Origin of the sequence: Nitratireductor sp. XY-223 (assembly GCF_004959855.1) — a bacterium.
Lineage (GTDB): Bacteria > Pseudomonadota > Alphaproteobacteria > Rhizobiales > Rhizobiaceae > Hoeflea_A.
In genome coordinates, this window is record NZ_SPNT01000003.1 from 115,724 (window position 1) to 129,817 (window position 14,094).

General features: G+C 60.2%; 15 protein-coding genes and 1 tRNA gene. 4 read left to right on the top strand and 12 right to left on the bottom strand.

What is annotated here, in order from left to right:
• Positions 1–2 precede the first annotated feature (2 nt).
• From E4M07_RS12130 to E4M07_RS12135, 3 genes are all read right to left on the bottom strand, one after another.
• Positions 3–1,508, bottom strand: a complete 1,506-nt coding sequence (locus E4M07_RS12130) for an AMP nucleosidase (RefSeq protein ID WP_136658617.1) — start codon at positions 1,506–1,508, stop codon at positions 3–5.
• A 107-nt stretch (positions 1,509–1,615) separates the two neighbouring features.
• Positions 1,616–1,786 (bottom strand): hypothetical protein, encoded by a 171-nt coding sequence (locus tag E4M07_RS29080; RefSeq protein WP_169054193.1) that lies wholly within the window; start codon positions 1,784–1,786, stop codon positions 1,616–1,618.
• Positions 1,787–1,801: 15 nt separating this feature from the next.
• On the bottom strand, positions 1,802–2,155 hold the full coding sequence (locus tag E4M07_RS12135) for a hypothetical protein (RefSeq protein ID WP_136658618.1): 354 nt from the start codon (positions 2,153–2,155) through the stop codon (positions 1,802–1,804).
• 52 nt (positions 2,156–2,207) lie between these two features.
• Here E4M07_RS12135 and E4M07_RS12140 point away from each other — a divergent pair, with 52 nt between their 5' ends.
• A complete protein-coding gene (locus E4M07_RS12140; protein ID WP_136658619.1) occupies positions 2,208–2,915 on the top strand; it encodes a glutathione S-transferase N-terminal domain-containing protein in 708 nt (235 codons plus the stop codon).
• A gap of 16 nt (positions 2,916–2,931) precedes the next feature.
• On the opposite strand, the gene E4M07_RS12145 is transcribed toward E4M07_RS12140, so the two are convergent.
• Positions 2,932–3,279, bottom strand: a complete 348-nt coding sequence (locus E4M07_RS12145) for a DUF2147 domain-containing protein (RefSeq protein ID WP_136658620.1) — start codon at positions 3,277–3,279, stop codon at positions 2,932–2,934.
• Positions 3,280–3,683: 404 nt separating this feature from the next.
• On the opposite strand from E4M07_RS12145, the gene E4M07_RS12150 reads away from it, so the two are divergent.
• The 3 genes from E4M07_RS12150 (at position 3,684) to E4M07_RS12160 (ending at position 6,326) form a co-directional block, all read left to right on the top strand.
• The gene (locus tag E4M07_RS12150; RefSeq protein ID WP_136658621.1) at positions 3,684–3,950 is read left to right on the top strand and encodes a sel1 repeat family protein; all 267 of its coding nucleotides are present in this window, start codon (positions 3,684–3,686) and stop codon (positions 3,948–3,950) included.
• A 157-nt stretch (positions 3,951–4,107) separates the two neighbouring features.
• Entirely contained in the window at positions 4,108–5,277 is a 1,170-nt protein-coding gene (locus E4M07_RS12155) for a porin (protein WP_136658622.1), read from the top strand.
• A gap of 203 nt (positions 5,278–5,480) precedes the next feature.
• Positions 5,481–6,326: a site-specific integrase gene (locus E4M07_RS12160; RefSeq protein WP_136658623.1), complete on the top strand. Its 846-nt coding sequence runs from the start codon at positions 5,481–5,483 to the stop codon at positions 6,324–6,326.
• A 99-nt stretch (positions 6,327–6,425) separates the two neighbouring features.
• Here E4M07_RS12160 and E4M07_RS12165 read toward each other — a convergent pair whose 3' ends face one another.
• The 8 genes from E4M07_RS12165 to E4M07_RS12200 form a co-directional block, all read right to left on the bottom strand.
• Positions 6,426–7,544, bottom strand: a complete 1,119-nt coding sequence (locus E4M07_RS12165) for a porin (protein ID WP_169054194.1) — start codon at positions 7,542–7,544, stop codon at positions 6,426–6,428.
• 435 nt (positions 7,545–7,979) lie between these two features.
• A tRNA-Ser gene (locus E4M07_RS12170) sits at positions 7,980–8,069 on the bottom strand.
• A gap of 55 nt (positions 8,070–8,124) precedes the next feature.
• On the bottom strand, positions 8,125–9,903 hold the full coding sequence (gene sulP, locus E4M07_RS12175) for a sulfate permease (RefSeq protein ID WP_136658625.1): 1,779 nt from the start codon (positions 9,901–9,903) through the stop codon (positions 8,125–8,127).
• Positions 9,904–9,986: 83 nt separating this feature from the next.
• Positions 9,987–11,657: a bifunctional protein tyrosine phosphatase family protein/NAD(P)/FAD-dependent oxidoreductase gene (locus E4M07_RS12180; RefSeq protein ID WP_136658626.1), complete on the bottom strand. Its 1,671-nt coding sequence runs from the start codon at positions 11,655–11,657 to the stop codon at positions 9,987–9,989.
• Between the two features lie 50 nt (positions 11,658–11,707).
• Positions 11,708–12,589 carry an MBL fold metallo-hydrolase gene (locus E4M07_RS12185; protein WP_206057236.1) on the bottom strand — a complete coding sequence of 294 codons (882 nt, stop codon included), beginning with the start codon at positions 12,587–12,589 and terminating at the stop codon, positions 11,708–11,710.
• A 39-nt stretch (positions 12,590–12,628) separates the two neighbouring features.
• Entirely contained in the window at positions 12,629–13,063 is a 435-nt protein-coding gene (locus E4M07_RS12190; RefSeq protein WP_136658628.1) for a YeeE/YedE family protein, read from the bottom strand.
• Between the two features lie 3 nt (positions 13,064–13,066).
• Positions 13,067–13,495: a YeeE/YedE family protein gene (locus tag E4M07_RS12195; protein WP_136658629.1), complete on the bottom strand. Its 429-nt coding sequence runs from the start codon at positions 13,493–13,495 to the stop codon at positions 13,067–13,069.
• 247 nt (positions 13,496–13,742) lie between these two features.
• Positions 13,743–14,081 (bottom strand): metalloregulator ArsR/SmtB family transcription factor, encoded by a 339-nt coding sequence (locus tag E4M07_RS12200; protein WP_136658630.1) that lies wholly within the window; start codon positions 14,079–14,081, stop codon positions 13,743–13,745.
• Between the last annotated feature and the right edge of the window lie 13 nt (positions 14,082–14,094).

Genomic DNA, 14,094 nt, shown 5'->3' on the forward strand with positions numbered 1-14,094 from the left:
TTCTACTGAAAGGCGGGCTCGAAGAAGCTGCGCAGTTTGCGCGAATGCAGCCGCTCGGGGGGCATCGCCGCAAGCTTCTCGAGCGCGAGGATGCCGATCTTCAGATGCTGGTTGACCTGCGTCCGGTAGAAATCCGTCGCCATGCCCGGCAGCTTCAGTTCACCGTGCAGCGGCTTGTCCGAGACGCACAGCAGCGTGCCGTACGGAACGCGGAACCGGAAGCCGTTGGCGGCGATGGTGGCCGATTCCATATCGAGCGCGATGGCGCGTGACTGCGACAGGCGATGCACCGGACCGCTCTGGTCGCGCAGCTCCCAGTTCCGGTTGTCGATGGTCGCCACCGTTCCGGTGCGCATGATGCGCTTGAGGTCGTAGCCGTCCAGCCCGGTGACTTCGGCGACCGCCTCCTGCATCGCCACCTGGACCTCGGCAAGCGCCGGGATCGGGACCCAGACCGGCAGGTCGTCGTCCAGCACATGGTCCTCGCGCACATAGGCGTGCGCCAGCACGTAGTCGCCGAGTTGCTGGCTGTTGCGCAGGCCGGCGCAGTGCCCGAGCATCAGCCAGGAATGCGGGCGCAGCACCGCGACATGGTCGGTGATGGTCTTGGCATTGGACGGTCCGACGCCGATATTGATCATGGTGATGCCGGCGTGGTTGTCCCGCTTGAGATGATAGGCCGGCATTTGCGGCATCCGTGCCGGGCCGACATCCGGCCGCGGCGCGATGTCGCCGGCGCATGTGATGGCGTTGCCCGGCTCGACGAACGCGTCGTAGCCGCCGCCGCCGTCGGCCATCAGGGTCTTGGCGAAGGCGCAGAATTCCTCGACATAGAACTGGTAGTTTGTAAACAGCACGAAATTCTGGAAATGCTCGGCGCGTGTCGCCGTGTAGTGCGACAGCCGCGCCAGCGAGTAGTCGATGCGCTGGGCCGTGAAGGCGGCAAGCGGCAGCGGGCCTCCGGGATCCGGATCGTAGGTGCCGTTGACGATTTCGTCGTCGGTCACGTTGAGATCCGGTGCGTCGAAAACGTCGCGAAGCGGCACGGAAATATTGTTTGCGAAGGAGGCGTCGACATTGGCATCCTCGCCGAGCGCGAAGTGCAGCGGGATGGGGGTCGCCGATTCCTCGACGATGACTTGCAGATCATGGTTCTTGATCAGCAATTCCAGTTGCTGCTCGAGATAGGACTTGAAGAGGCCGGGCCGGGTGATGGTCGCCGTGTAAGTGCCCGGCGACGTCACGTGACCGAAGGAAAGGCGGCTGTCGACATGGGTGAAGCTCGATGTCGAGACACGCACCTGCGGGTAAAAGGCGCGATAGCGGGCGCCTTCGACCGCGTCACCGCTTCCGAAGGACTGAAAGTGATCACGCAGGAAAGCCGTGTTGCGCTGGTAGATCGCCTGCAGGGCGGCAACGGCCTCCTTGGCGCTTGAGAATGATTCGGGGTTGATCGCCGGCGGCGTTACGACGGCCGATTTGTTCTTTTGGCTGATTCGTGTGTCCATGCGCTAATATAGTCACCGCCGCGTGACATGAAAACGACCATGGACGGGTTCCGGCTCAAATTTGAATTTCAGGATTAATGGCCTGCCGTGCGGCGGTCGGGACGGTTTTATCGGTTTCGCTGCAGGCTGACGAATATGACCAGCCCCGCGCCTTTCATGCTCGCTCTGTCCGGCCCTGCCTGATGGGCCGCGAAACCCGCGACCGGGCCGATGAAGAACATGCTGACAAGGCCGATACGCAGCACTGTTGAAACCAGGTCAGAAGTCTTGGCGATCATGATAGTCTCCGCGATTCAGTATTCGGTTGCAGGGCCGCAGCCCGGTTCTTCCAGGCTGATGCAGGGCACGGCCTGTCCGGCGACCCAGGAACGGCTGTGTCTGTCCTGTTTGCCCACCGCGAAAGCGACTGCGCCTGCCAGGATGGCAAAGGCCAGGCTGATCAGGATGAAACGGCGGGTCAGAACGGCGATCATGGTGCATTCCTTGGGTTCACGGCATTTGATGATGCGATCATGCACGAGGCGCTCTGAACCGGTGCTGATGGGTGCGTTCATCGCCCGTTCACAAAACCAGAAGCGGTGAATCCTGCGGGAAATGGGCGGAAGCGGCGTCGCCGCCGGGCCTCGAATCGGCCGGGCGCGGTTCAATTTGCGTCATGGCTGCCCTATGTCTGTTGCTGTCAGCAATCGGAGACGGAATATGGCAGAGCAGAATTCGCCAATTGAACTTTACTATTGGCCAACGCCCAACGGCTGGAAAATTACCATCATGCTGGAGGAGCTTGGCGTCCCATACGTTGTCAAATATGTGAATATCGGAAAAGGGGAGCAGTTCGAGCCCGCATTTTTAAAGATAGCCCCGAACAACCGGATGCCCGCGATCGTCGATCCGGAGGGGCCGGACGGCGAGCCCATCTCGGTATTTGAATCCGGCGCCATCCTTCAATATCTCGGCCGGAAATTCGGCAAGTTCTACCCGAGCGACGAGCGTGATCGCGTCGCCGCCGACGAGTGGCTGTTCTGGCAGATGGGCGGGCTCGGTCCAATGGCCGGCCAGGCGCATCACTTCCGTCAATACGCGCCCGAGGAAGTGCCTTACGCGATCGATCGCTACACCAACGAGGTCAACCGACTGTACGGGGTCATGAATGAGCGGCTGGCGAGCCACGAGTATCTCGCGGGCGATTATTCGATCGCCGACATGGCGTGTATCGGCTGGGTCATCCCTTTCGAGCGGCAGGGCCAGACGCTTGAGGAGTTTCCGAACCTCAAACGCTGGTTCGATGTGATGATGGCGAAGCCCGCGGTTGAGCGGGCCCTGGAGGTCGGCAAGGAAGAACGGGCCAAACACAACATCGCCGACGACAAGGAGGCGCAAAAGGTCCTGTTCGGCCAGCGGGCGCGCTAGCGACTGCGTGGCGGCGCTATTTCCTCGTCCAGGTCTGGGCCTGGCAGATCAGGCCGCCCAGCACGCAACCCTGCATCTTCATCTGCGATCCGGTGATCGAGGCCTTGCCCGTATAGGTCCTGTCGGTCTCCGGGTCGGTGATCTTGCCCCTGTAGCGTCCGCCGGCATTGGCCAGCGTTCCGATGGTGGCGCCCGCATAGGTGCCGGTTTTCAGCGTAACGCAGAAGTTTCCGCCGCCACAGGGCGCAATGGCGGCGGTCTCTCCCGATTGCGTGCGCCAATTGCCGACGATCGGGTCGGCCGCGAGCGCGGTGCCGCCCAACGAAGCCAGAATGAAAGCCGTAGCGGCGGTGTGTTTCAGCATGTTCGCTCCGGGGATCGCTTGAAGAATGCCCTATTGCTTGACGTAAAGGTCAACCGAAATCCAGTCCTTTTTGCGGTGACGGGCCGGTTTTCGGCTTCGAAGTCACAGGATTTTCGGCTGATCAATCGCTGCCGTGGTTAGCGATTGGTTGATATCGGATCGATTCATTTTGAATTAATTTGTCTTCAAAAGCCTGCGTTCCCCGCTTTTCGATGATTAATAAAAGTTCAATTTTACCAATGGTTTGAACTTTGTTTGCCGGCAGTTAAGCATGCCGTTTAACGCCGGATTCAACCCCGACGGTCAAACTCCACCCATCACGACGAAGCCGGAAAACCGGCAGCAAATAAGGCTCTTGGAAGCTTAACAGGGTAAAGACAACTTATTCGACGGGGACTTTGAAAATGGCACGTTTTGAGATTCTGGATCAGCAGCTTGCGGCAATGGGCGGTGAGGCTGAAGCGGAGATCTTCTGCGAGATGGGACTGATGTATGCGGCCGGACGCGACTGCGCGATGGATTTCATCGCCGCGCACAAATGGCTCAACATTGCGGCGATCAAGGGATCGAACCGTGCCGCCGAGTTGCGGTCGGATCTCGCCAGGAGCATGACCAAGACCGACCTGGCCGAAGCGCTTCGCTCCGCGCGCGAATGGATGACCATGCACTGATCGCGGCAGCGGTCGTAAAGGGCAGGGCGCACCAATCTCCGTGCGCTGCTCCGACGTGTTGACCTAATTGCATTATTCCGGCCGGGCAGGAATGCCCGGCATCGTTTCCGGACCGACTTCCGGTTGATGACCTCCAGAACATGACTGGAGGTCAGAAATGAAAATCAAGAGCCTTCTTCTCGGCTCCGCTGCGGCAATGCTCGCAGTCTCCGGTGCTTCTGCGGCAGACGCTATCGTCGCAGCTGAGCCGGAACCCGTCGAATATGTGCGCGTCTGTGACGCCTTCGGCGCTGGTTACTTCTACATCCCGGGCACGGAAACCTGCCTGAAGATCAGCGGTTTCGTCCGCATGAATGTAACCTATTCCAACAATGATGTCGGCGAGCAGACGTCAAGCGCAAGCAGCTGGGGTACTTCGGTACGCGGTCGCGTGAACTTCCAGGCCAAGGAAGACACCGAATATGGTGTTCTGCATGCCTATGTCCGTTTGCAGGGTGACAATTCCGGCGGCGGCGATGGTGCCGTGGTGGTCGACCAGGGTTACGCAGAACTGGGCGGCCTTGTCTTTGGTTACACGGAAAGCGTCTGGGTCAGCTCCAAGAACGGTGGTGCATCGGGTTTCGGTTCGCACTCTGACAACGGATTGAACTACGGTTACGGCCAGGCCAACCAGATCGGTTACAACTTCACCGGTGCTAACTGGTTCGCGGCCATTTCGGCACAGGACGATGGTGACGCTTCAAGTGCAATGCCTGACATCGCGGGCCGTATCGGCGGCGTTTTCGCCGGTGCGACGATCTATGCCGCTGCCGGTTACGACCAGTCGGCTGAAAACTTCGGCGTCAAGCTCGGCCTCAACACCGACATCGGTCCGGCCGGCAATCTGATCGTTCAGGGTTTCTACGCTGACGGTCCGACGATCTTTGGTGCAAACACGACGCTTCCACTGACAGCAGCCACGAAGGGTACACGTACCGCCGAATGGTCTGTCCTGGCGTCTTATCAGCACCAGTTCACGCCGAACTTCAAGGGTTCGGTCGGTGGTCAGTATTCCGCTGACTACTACGCAACCGCCCTCAACAGCATTCTGAATGCTGCGCCGGGTACCGTAACGACGACGCAGACTGCCCTTGGAAGCGCTTCTTCCGGGATCGACTCCTGGGCTGTTGAAGGTGTTCTCGTCTGGAACCCGGTTGCAAACCTCGAAGTTCGCGGTGAGGTTCGCTACACCACTTTCTCTGGTCTGGCAGCCGGACTTCCTGCAGGCAGCTACTTCGGCGTCGATGATCAGGTCGACACGCTGTTCCGTCTGCAGCGCAACTTCTAAGCTGAACTGAATAAACCAAAGCAGTCGCCCGATAACGGGCGGCTGCAACTTAAAAGTTGCATACGCCTGGTAGTGTTTACTACCGGGTGTTTTGGCTTGCCTAGAGGAAACAACCTGTGTTAAGCAAAACCATACCCATACAACTTTACCAATTGACGCGTCTAAATGGTATTTCTTGATATTGTTTGTTCCGGTTGTAGGTCATGCTTAAAAAAGAAGACAGTAATTTAGTAGAACTTTGGGAAGCTTACAGCGATTTACTATGGGAGGAAGGCAAGCATAAAGAAGCATGTCGTAGTTATATTGACGAAATAAGCCGTTTTATGTTGTATAGCGGCAGGAGAAAATTCGACAACAACTTGCTGGATGATCTGACGATTCACTTCCGCCAGAAGGGCAATCGCAACTCAACGATCAACCGCAAGTTTGCAAGTCTTTCCAAACTGCTGCGCAGGCATCACAGGAACGGCGGGCTCGCACAGCTTCCCGAATTCCGGAAACTGCCGGAGCGAAACGCCCGGATCCGGTTTCTTTCAAGGGAAGAAGAGACCGATCTGTTCAGCCGGATCAACGCCATAGACAATTCCTACGCCCGGCTCAGTCTTTTCCTGGTCGAGACTGGTGCACGGGTTGGGGAGGCTCTGAAACTGAATTGGGGGGATATCGAGGGTGATTATATCACCTTCTGGGAGACCAAATCATACCGGCCCCGGACCATCCCGATGACGATCCGCGCCAAGAAAGCCGTATCCGAACAACGCAGTGCATCGGGGCGTAAGCCGGGCCCTTTTCACGGGATTGCCTACGCAAAATATCGCAACGCCTGGCATGAGGCCAAGGATAGCACCCATATGCGCGATGATCGCCAGGTCGTACCACACGTGTTGCGGCACACCTGCGCATCACGCCTTGCCCAGTCGGGAGTCGATATCAAAAGGATCCAGGAATTCCTGGGGCATCGGACACTCAGCATGACGCTGCGCTATGCGCATCTATCACCGAAACATCTTGATGTTTGTGCTGAGGCCTTGAACAAGCTGCACCACTGACGACGGGGTTCCGTCGGTCACGGCGCGCCCGGTGAAGAAGGCAAAGAAAAAGCCCGGCAGCCAAGCTGCCGGGCTCTTTTGACGTGTATCTAAGCGACCTTAGAAGTTGCGCTGCAGACGGAACAGGCCCGTTGTAGCGTCGCCACCAACGTATGCGCCGGTGTCGGCAAGACCGCTGGAGAAGTCGGTGTAGCGAACTTCACCGCGAACTTCGAGGTTAGCAACCGGGTTCCAGACCAGAACACCTTCGATTGCCCACGAGTCGATGCCGGAGTTGGCGCTAGCAATAGGAGCCGTGCCGGCAAGAGCGTTGAAGTAGTAATCAGAGGAGTACTGACCACCGACCGAACCCTTGAAGTTCGGAGCGAACTGGTGCTGGTACGAAGCAATGACTGACCACTCGGGCGTGTAGGTGCCGCCACCAGCAATACCGGTCGGCGATGCGTTGGCGCCGTAGCGGGTCGGACCGTCAGCGTAGAAACCCTGAACGATCACGTTACCAGCCGGACCGACGTCCATGTTCAAGCCGAGCTTGAGACCGAAGTTCTCAGCGGACTGGTCGTAACCGCCAGCACCATAGATCGTTGCACCGGCAAAGACACCGCCCACACGACCCGTGATATCAGGCATGTAAGTCGCACCGTCGCCATCGTCGTTGGCGGAGATCGCTGCGAACCAGTTGGAACCGGTCAGGTTGTAACCGATCTGGTTTGCCTGCGAGTAGCCGTAGTTCAGACCGTTGTCGGAGTGCGAACCGAAGCCCGATGCACCACCGTTCTTGGAGCTGACCCAGGTCGTTTCCGTGTAACCGAAGATCAGGCCGCCGAGTTCGGCGTATGCCTGGTCGACGAAGGTCGGCAGGTCGTAGGTGGCGGCGTTGTTCAGGTCAGCAGTGCTTGTATCGCCCTGGATACGGACATAAGCGTGCAGCACACCGTATTCGGTGTCTTCCTTGGCCTGGAAGTTCACACGACCACGTACGTTGGTGGTGTAGCTGTCGTTGTTGCTGTTGAAGTTGATGTCCATACGGACAAAACCGCTGATCTTCAGGCAGGTTTCCGTGCCCGGGATGTAAAAGTAACCAGCGCCGAAGGCGTCACAGACGCGCACATATTCGACGGGTTCCGGCTCAGCTGCGACGATAGCGTCTGCCGCAGAAGCACCGGAGACTGCGAGCATTGCCGCAGCGGAGCCGAGAAGAAGGCTCTTGATTTTCATTTCTGACCTCCAGTCAATTTCCTTAAACGGTCTGGGCATTGGCTGCGAGGCAGCGTTCCCTGTCCCATCCCCAACTAAAAAGAAGATAAACGCCAATCCGTCCCTCTTCCGAGATTGAAGATACCGAACGGGTTGCGTGAAGCAACGGGGATTTTGGTTTCTGTTAGGGCTGTGGAAGAGGTTGGGGGGTAGCTGTTGCACAAAAGACACGATTTCGCTCACGCAGCCCCCCAAACCCTTTACAGCCGTTAATAAAATTCACGGAAATCCGACGGGAATCGGTGCGGAACTCCACCCGGACGGGCGTCGAAACGGCCGTAAATACCCATCAAGTGCGTTTTGATTCGGACTTGTGGACAATGTCGCACCGGTCCTGATTCCCCCGCTTCGGGCCGATTTCCTCGACTGACCTGGGATAAATGCGGGGAGGCTATATGGCGGAGAGGAAGGGATTCGAACCCTCGAGACGGTTCCCCGTCTACTCCCTTAGCAGGGGAGCGCCTTCGACCACTCGGCCACCTCTCCGGCACCGCCCGAATTAGCGATAGTTCCTTTGCGGTGCAAGGATTTTTCAATTCCCTCAGGTTTTTTTTGCGGCGGGCATGATCACGTCCACGTCGAAATCGCAGGCGGTGTCGCGCGCCAGCGCTTCCATCGCCTGGTGCTGACTCAAAAAGACCCGGCCGGTCAGCTGATCAAGGAAATGCGAGCGCTCCAGCCGGTCCATGACCGGCCCCTTGACCTCGCTGAGATGGAGGGTCACGCCGATGTCCCGGAGACGCGCGTTGATCGCCTCGAGCGATTCCAGCGCGCTCATGTCGATTTCGTTGACGGCCGGGCACATCAGCACGACATGCTTCAACTCCGGCTTCCGCGCCACCAGGTCGTAGATGCGGTCTTCCAGGAAACGCGCATTGGCGAAATATAGGCTTTCGTCGACGCGCAGCGTCAGCACCCGCCTGTCGGTGATGACATCATGGCGCAGGATGTTGCGGTAGTGCTCGGTTCCGGGCACGCGCCCGACAACGGCCGTGTGCGGCCGCGATGTCCGGTAAAGATGGATCAGCACGGAGATCAGCACGCCCGCCGTCACGCCGAGTTCGACGCCGGCGCCGAGTGTGATCAGCACGGTCGCGCCGACAGCCGCGAAATCCGCCTTCGAATAGTTCCATGCTTTTGAAAGGATGGAGAAATCGACAAGCGACAGCACGGCCACGATAATCGTCGCGCCCAGTGTCGCCTTGGGCAGGAAGAAGATCAGCGGCGTCAGGAAAAGGGCGGCAAATGCCAGTCCCGCGGCCGTATACGCACCGGCGGCCGGCGTCCGCGCACCGGCGTCGAAATTGACGACGGAGCGGGCGAATCCGCCGGTGACCGGGTAGCCGCCCGTGAAGGCCGCGCCGATATTGGCGGCGCCGAGACCGACGAGTTCCTGGTCGGGGTCGATTCGCTGCCGGCGCTTGGCTGCCAGGGTCTGGGCGACGGATACGGATTCGACAAAGCCGATCACCGAAATCAGCACGGCGGCAGCGGCGAGTTCGCTCCACAGCTCCAGGGAAAAGGAGGGTATTGTCAGCGGCGGCAGGCTTTGCGGCACCGCGCCCACCGTCGCGACGCCGCGGTCGGCCAGGTCGAAGGCCCAGACAACGAGCGTTGTCAGGGCGACCGCGGCCACAGGGCCGGCCTTGGCGATGACGTCCGCCAGGCGCGGTCCGAAGCCGATGCGCCTCAGCGCCGGCTTCAGGCCCTTGCGCACCCAGAAGAGAAAACCCGTCGCGGCAACGCCGATCGCCATGGTAAACCCGTTCGCCTCGGACAGGTGCCGGGCGATGGATACCAGCAGTTCGAGCAGATTGTGACCGGATGCCTCGATGCCGAGGATGTGCTTCAACTGGTTTGCGGCGATGAGGATTCCGGTCGCGGAGATAAAGCCGGCGATCACTGGATGCGACAAAAAATTTGCAAGAAAGCCAAGCCTGAAAACGCCGAGCAGCAGCAGGAAGCCGCCGGACATCAGTGCGAGCGTGAGCGCGGCGGTAATGTACTGCGCGGATCCGGGCTCCGCGATCTGACCGACGGCCGCCGCCGTCATCAGCGACACGACCGCAACCGGCCCGACCGCCAAAGCCCGGCTGGTGCCGAAGATCGCATAGAGCACAATCGGCGCGATCGAGGCATAGAGGCCCGTCTGCGCCGGCAGCCCTGCGAGCAGCGCGTAGGCGAGCGACTGGGGAATCAGCATGATCGTGACGACGACGGCGGCAACCAGGTCGTCCGCCAGGGCGCTTCGGTCGTAGCCGCGCCCCCAGTCGAGGAGCGGAATGTATTGCCGGACGCGCGATGCGCTGTTTCTCGCCATTTGTCTTTCCACGGTCGCAAGGCCGGGCCGCCGGCCGTCGCACGGCGGAGCCGGATAGAATTCGGATCGGTTTGTTCGGGCGTTCAGCCGACCATATCAGGCCTGGCCAGCCATTCCTTGCCGCGCAGCATGGCCCGCCAGTACATCGGCGGCAGGATCTTTTCCTTCAGGAACCACGCGGCGCGGGTCGGTTTGCGGCCGTTGATCAGCCAGGTCGGCATGCTCGGCAGCAGCTTGCCGCCATAGCCGAATTCGGCGAGCACGATCTTGCCGCGCTCGACGGTCAGCGGGCAGGAGCCATAGCCGTCGTAATGGGCGACCGAGCGGGCGCGTCCCATGTCCTGCAACAGGTTGTTGGCGACCGTCGGTGCCTGTTTTCGCGCCGCCGCCGCCGTTTTGGCATTCGGTGCATTCATCACGTCGCCGAGCGACCAGATGTTGTCGAAGCTCTTGTGGCGCAGCGTGTTCTGATCGACATCCACCCAGCCGGCCGCATCGGCCAGTGGGCTGACGCGGATGAAATCGGGCGCCGTCTGCGGTGGCACGACGTGGATCATATCGAATTCGATTTCCGCTTGCCGTTCTTTGCCGGCCTCGTCGCCAACCGCGAACCATGCCTTGCGCGATGGACCGTCGATGCGCACCAGCCGGTGTCCGAACATCAGCTCGGCCCGGTAGCGTTCGATGTAATCCATCAGCGCCGGGACATATTCCTTGACGCCGAACAGGACGTTGCCGGCATTGCAGAACCGGATGTCGACCTTGTCGAGCACCCCTGTGCGGCGCCAGTGGTCGGCCGAAAGGTAGAGCGCCTTCTGCGGCGCGCCGGCGCATTTGATGGGCATCGGCGGCTGGGTGAAGACGGCGCGTCCCGATTTCAGCTCGCTGACCAGCTTCCACGTATAGGGTGCAAGATCGTAGCGGTAGTTCGAGGTCACGCCGTTCTTGCCCAGCGTTTCGACGAGACCGTCGACGCCGTTCCAGTCGAGCTTGAGACCCGGTGCGACGATCAGCCGGTTGTACTTGACCACCCGGCAGCCGTCGAGAATGACGGCGTTGTTCTGCGGCTCGAATGCCGACACGGCGGCCTTGATCCAGTGCACGTTGCGCGGAATGAGCGAGGCCATCGTCTTGGCGGTGGTCGACGCGTCGAAGATGCCGCCACCCACCATCGTCCAGCCGGGCTGGTAGTAGTGGATATCGGCCGGATCGATGATCGCGATATCAAGGCCGCCGTCCCGGGCATGCAGGCTCGACGCTGCGGCAATGCCGGCTGCGCCGCCGCCGACGATGACGATGTCGTGGCTGGCATCTGCGGTGTCGGTCGGCGTCTTGCCGCCATTGGCGATCCTGCGCACGACCCCGGACATGTCGTAACCGGCCTTCCGGGCCGTCTCCAGGATGGAGGGCAGGGGGGTTCCGTGCGCGCCCTCGTCGAGCGACCACAGCGTTGCCGAGCGTGTTCCCGTCCGGCAATAGGCGAGCGTCGGCTTGGGCAGGGATTGCATGGCCGCACCGAAAGCCACGGCGTCGCTGTCTTTTACGCGGCCGGATGTCACGGGAAGATAGTGGCACTCAAGGCCGGCCTCGGCGGCAGCGTCGCTGATTTCCTTGAATGCCGGCTGGTCGGCCCCTTCGCCGTCGGGCCGGTTACAGACGATGGAGCGGAAGCCCTGATTGGCGATGGCCGCGATATCGCTCGGCAGGATTTGCGGACTGACCGCCAGGGTGGCGTCGATATGTTTGATTTCCATTTTCGGGGTCTCCTGCGCCGATAGCGGCGGACCGATCCTCTTCTGGCGCCTCAGAGCGTGTTGACGGGCACTTTCAGCATCGGTCGTCCGTCCTTGTCCGTCGGCACTTCGCCGGCGCGCATGTTGACCTGCAGCGACGGGATGATGAGCGTCGGCATGTCGAGCGTCGCATCGCGCTCGGTGCGGAACTTAACGAACTCTTCCTTGGTCTTGCCGCCACCGACATGAATGTTGTTGGCCTTTTCCTCTCCGACGGTCGTCTCCCAGAGGATTTCCCGGCCGTTGGGGCCGTAGTCGTGGCACATGAAAAGACGCATTTCGTCCGGCAGCGTCAGGATCTTGTGTATGGAATCGTAGAGTGTCGCCGCATCGCCGCCGGGAAAATCGGCGCGTGCCGAGCCGCCGTCCGGCATGAAAAGCGTATCGCCGACAAAGGCCGCATCGCCGATGACATGCGTCATGCAGGCCGGCGTATGGCCCGGCGTGTAGATCGCGAAGGCGCGCATCGTGCCGATGTCATAGGAATCACCGTCCTTGAACAGCGCGTCAAACTGCGAGCCGTCCCGCTGGAATTCCGTGCCCTCGTTGAACACCTTGCCGAAGGTGTTCTGGACCACCATGATCTGGTCGCCGATTCCGATCTTGCCGCCGAGTTTTTCCTGGATGTAGGGCGCGGCCGATAAATGGTCGGCATGGACATGGGTCTCGACGATCCATTCCAGTTCCAGCCCGTTCTGCCGGATGTATTCGATGATCTCATCGGCATGTTCATAGGTGATGCGCCCGGCGGCGTAGTCGATGTCCATGACGGAATCGACCACCGCGCAGGCATTGCTGGCCGGATCCCTGACAACATAGCTGATCGTGTTGGTGGCGGGATCAAAGAAGGCCTTGACCTCCGGTTTGACGGACATGTTGACTTGGTAGGACATGATTTGTTTCCTCTTGCTGCCTTTGTGTTGCGCGTGGCGTCAGGCCCGTGCCGGCCGCGCCAGTACGTTCAGCGCGATGCGGGTAAGGGCGATCCCGGCGATCATCGCTGCGACGAATAGAACGGTGCTGGTGTAGCCGAGGCCCAGAGCCGGAATGGCGCCACCGGGACAGAATCCCGAAATGCCCCAGCCGATCCCGAAGATTGCCGAACCGATGACGAGCCGCCGGTCGATCAACCGATTGTCGGGCAGGTAATAGGCTCTGTCGAGCAACGGCCCGGACCGGACGCCGAACACCAGCCGATAGCCGATCGCGGTCGTGACGAGCGCGCCGCCCATGACAAAGATCAGGCTTGGGTCCCAACTGCCGGCAAAGTCGAAGAAATTGAGCACCTTGGCCGGATTGGCCATGCCGGAAAGTGCGATCCCCAGCCCGAATATCATGCCGATCATGAGCGCGGTCGCGATACGCATGGATCAGATGCCTCCCAGAATATGGCGGACGATGAAAACCGTTGCTGCCGTTGATGCCATGAAGACCAGCGTCGCGACGATCGAGCGCGGCGAAAGGCGCGCCATGCCGCACACGCCATGGCCGCTGGTACAACCCGAGCCGAGCGTGACGCCAACGCCGACGATCAGCCCTCCGGCAATCAGCGCCGGTGCCGAAATCGGTACGGAAAAGGCGATATGCCCGCCGCTCGCGGTGAAGATCAGCGGTGCCGCGACGGCGCCGGCAAGAAACGCGAGGCGCCAGCCCCAGTCTCTGGAAAGCGGCGGAATGATGCCGGCAAGGATGCCGGTCATTCCGGCGATCCGCCCGTGAAAGGCCATCAGCAGCGTTGCCGCGAGCCCGATCAGGATACCGCCGGCCAGCGACAGGAACGGCGTGAATTCCGTCGCCATTTCAATGCACCCCTATAGCGCTGGAGAACGGCCCAGCGGGGTCGATCTTCGTCGTTGCGGCGAATTTAAACATCGGTGATGCTCCATTTCCCGTTTCGGTCCTGGAGCTCATATATATGAGTAAATTATAATATTCAATAATTAGGATATTAATATGTGAAAAATTTGTCGCTGCGGTTCGTTGCGAGCCGTGCGGGGAGGTGCCGGAAGAAGGCCCGTCAGCGGACAGGCGGTTTGCCGATGCGCCTTACCGCACCGGCTTGCAGAACAATTCGTAGAGGGTCTCGACCAGGGACGAGACCTCCTTGTCAGCGATGCTGTAGTAGATCATACGGCCCTCGCGCCGCGCCGTTACCAGACGGTCGAAGCGCAGCCGTGCGAGCTGCTGCGAGACGGTCGCCTGCGGCATGGACAATATGCCTTCAAGGTCCGAGACCGACTTTTCGCCTTCCGACAGGATGCACAAAATCAGCAGACGCGTTTCGTGCGAAAGCGCCTTGAGAAGCTCGCTCGCCTTGCGCGCCTGCGCCAGCAGCGCCTTCATTTCGTCGGGGCTCATTTCCGATTTCAGTTTGGGAATTGGCATGTCCTTGTCCGAT

Coding starts and splice junctions, on each gene's coding strand:
- E4M07_RS12130 (WP_136658617.1), bottom strand. CDS start 1,508: ATGGACACACGAATCAGCCAAAAGAACAAATCGGCCGTCGTAACGCCG.
- E4M07_RS29080 (WP_169054193.1), bottom strand. CDS start 1,786: ATGATCGCCAAGACTTCTGACCTGGTTTCAACAGTGCTGCGTATCGGC.
- E4M07_RS12140 (WP_136658619.1), top strand. CDS start 2,208: ATGGCAGAGCAGAATTCGCCAATTGAACTTTACTATTGGCCAACGCCC.
- E4M07_RS12145 (WP_136658620.1), bottom strand. CDS start 3,279: ATGCTGAAACACACCGCCGCTACGGCTTTCATTCTGGCTTCGTTGGGC.
- E4M07_RS12150 (WP_136658621.1), top strand. CDS start 3,684: ATGGCACGTTTTGAGATTCTGGATCAGCAGCTTGCGGCAATGGGCGGT.
- E4M07_RS12155 (WP_136658622.1), top strand. CDS start 4,108: ATGAAAATCAAGAGCCTTCTTCTCGGCTCCGCTGCGGCAATGCTCGCA.
- E4M07_RS12160 (WP_136658623.1), top strand. CDS start 5,481: ATGCTTAAAAAAGAAGACAGTAATTTAGTAGAACTTTGGGAAGCTTAC.
- E4M07_RS12165 (WP_169054194.1), bottom strand. CDS start 7,544: ATGAAAATCAAGAGCCTTCTTCTCGGCTCCGCTGCGGCAATGCTCGCA.
- sulP (WP_136658625.1), bottom strand. CDS start 9,903: ATGGCGAGAAACAGCGCATCGCGCGTCCGGCAATACATTCCGCTCCTC.
- E4M07_RS12180 (WP_136658626.1), bottom strand. CDS start 11,657: ATGGAAATCAAACATATCGACGCCACCCTGGCGGTCAGTCCGCAAATC.
- E4M07_RS12185 (WP_206057236.1), bottom strand. CDS start 12,589: ATGTCCTACCAAGTCAACATGTCCGTCAAACCGGAGGTCAAGGCCTTC.
- E4M07_RS12190 (WP_136658628.1), bottom strand. CDS start 13,063: ATGCGTATCGCGACCGCGCTCATGATCGGCATGATATTCGGGCTGGGG.
- E4M07_RS12195 (WP_136658629.1), bottom strand. CDS start 13,495: ATGGCGACGGAATTCACGCCGTTCCTGTCGCTGGCCGGCGGTATCCTG.
- E4M07_RS12200 (WP_136658630.1), bottom strand. CDS start 14,081: ATGCCAATTCCCAAACTGAAATCGGAAATGAGCCCCGACGAAATGAAG.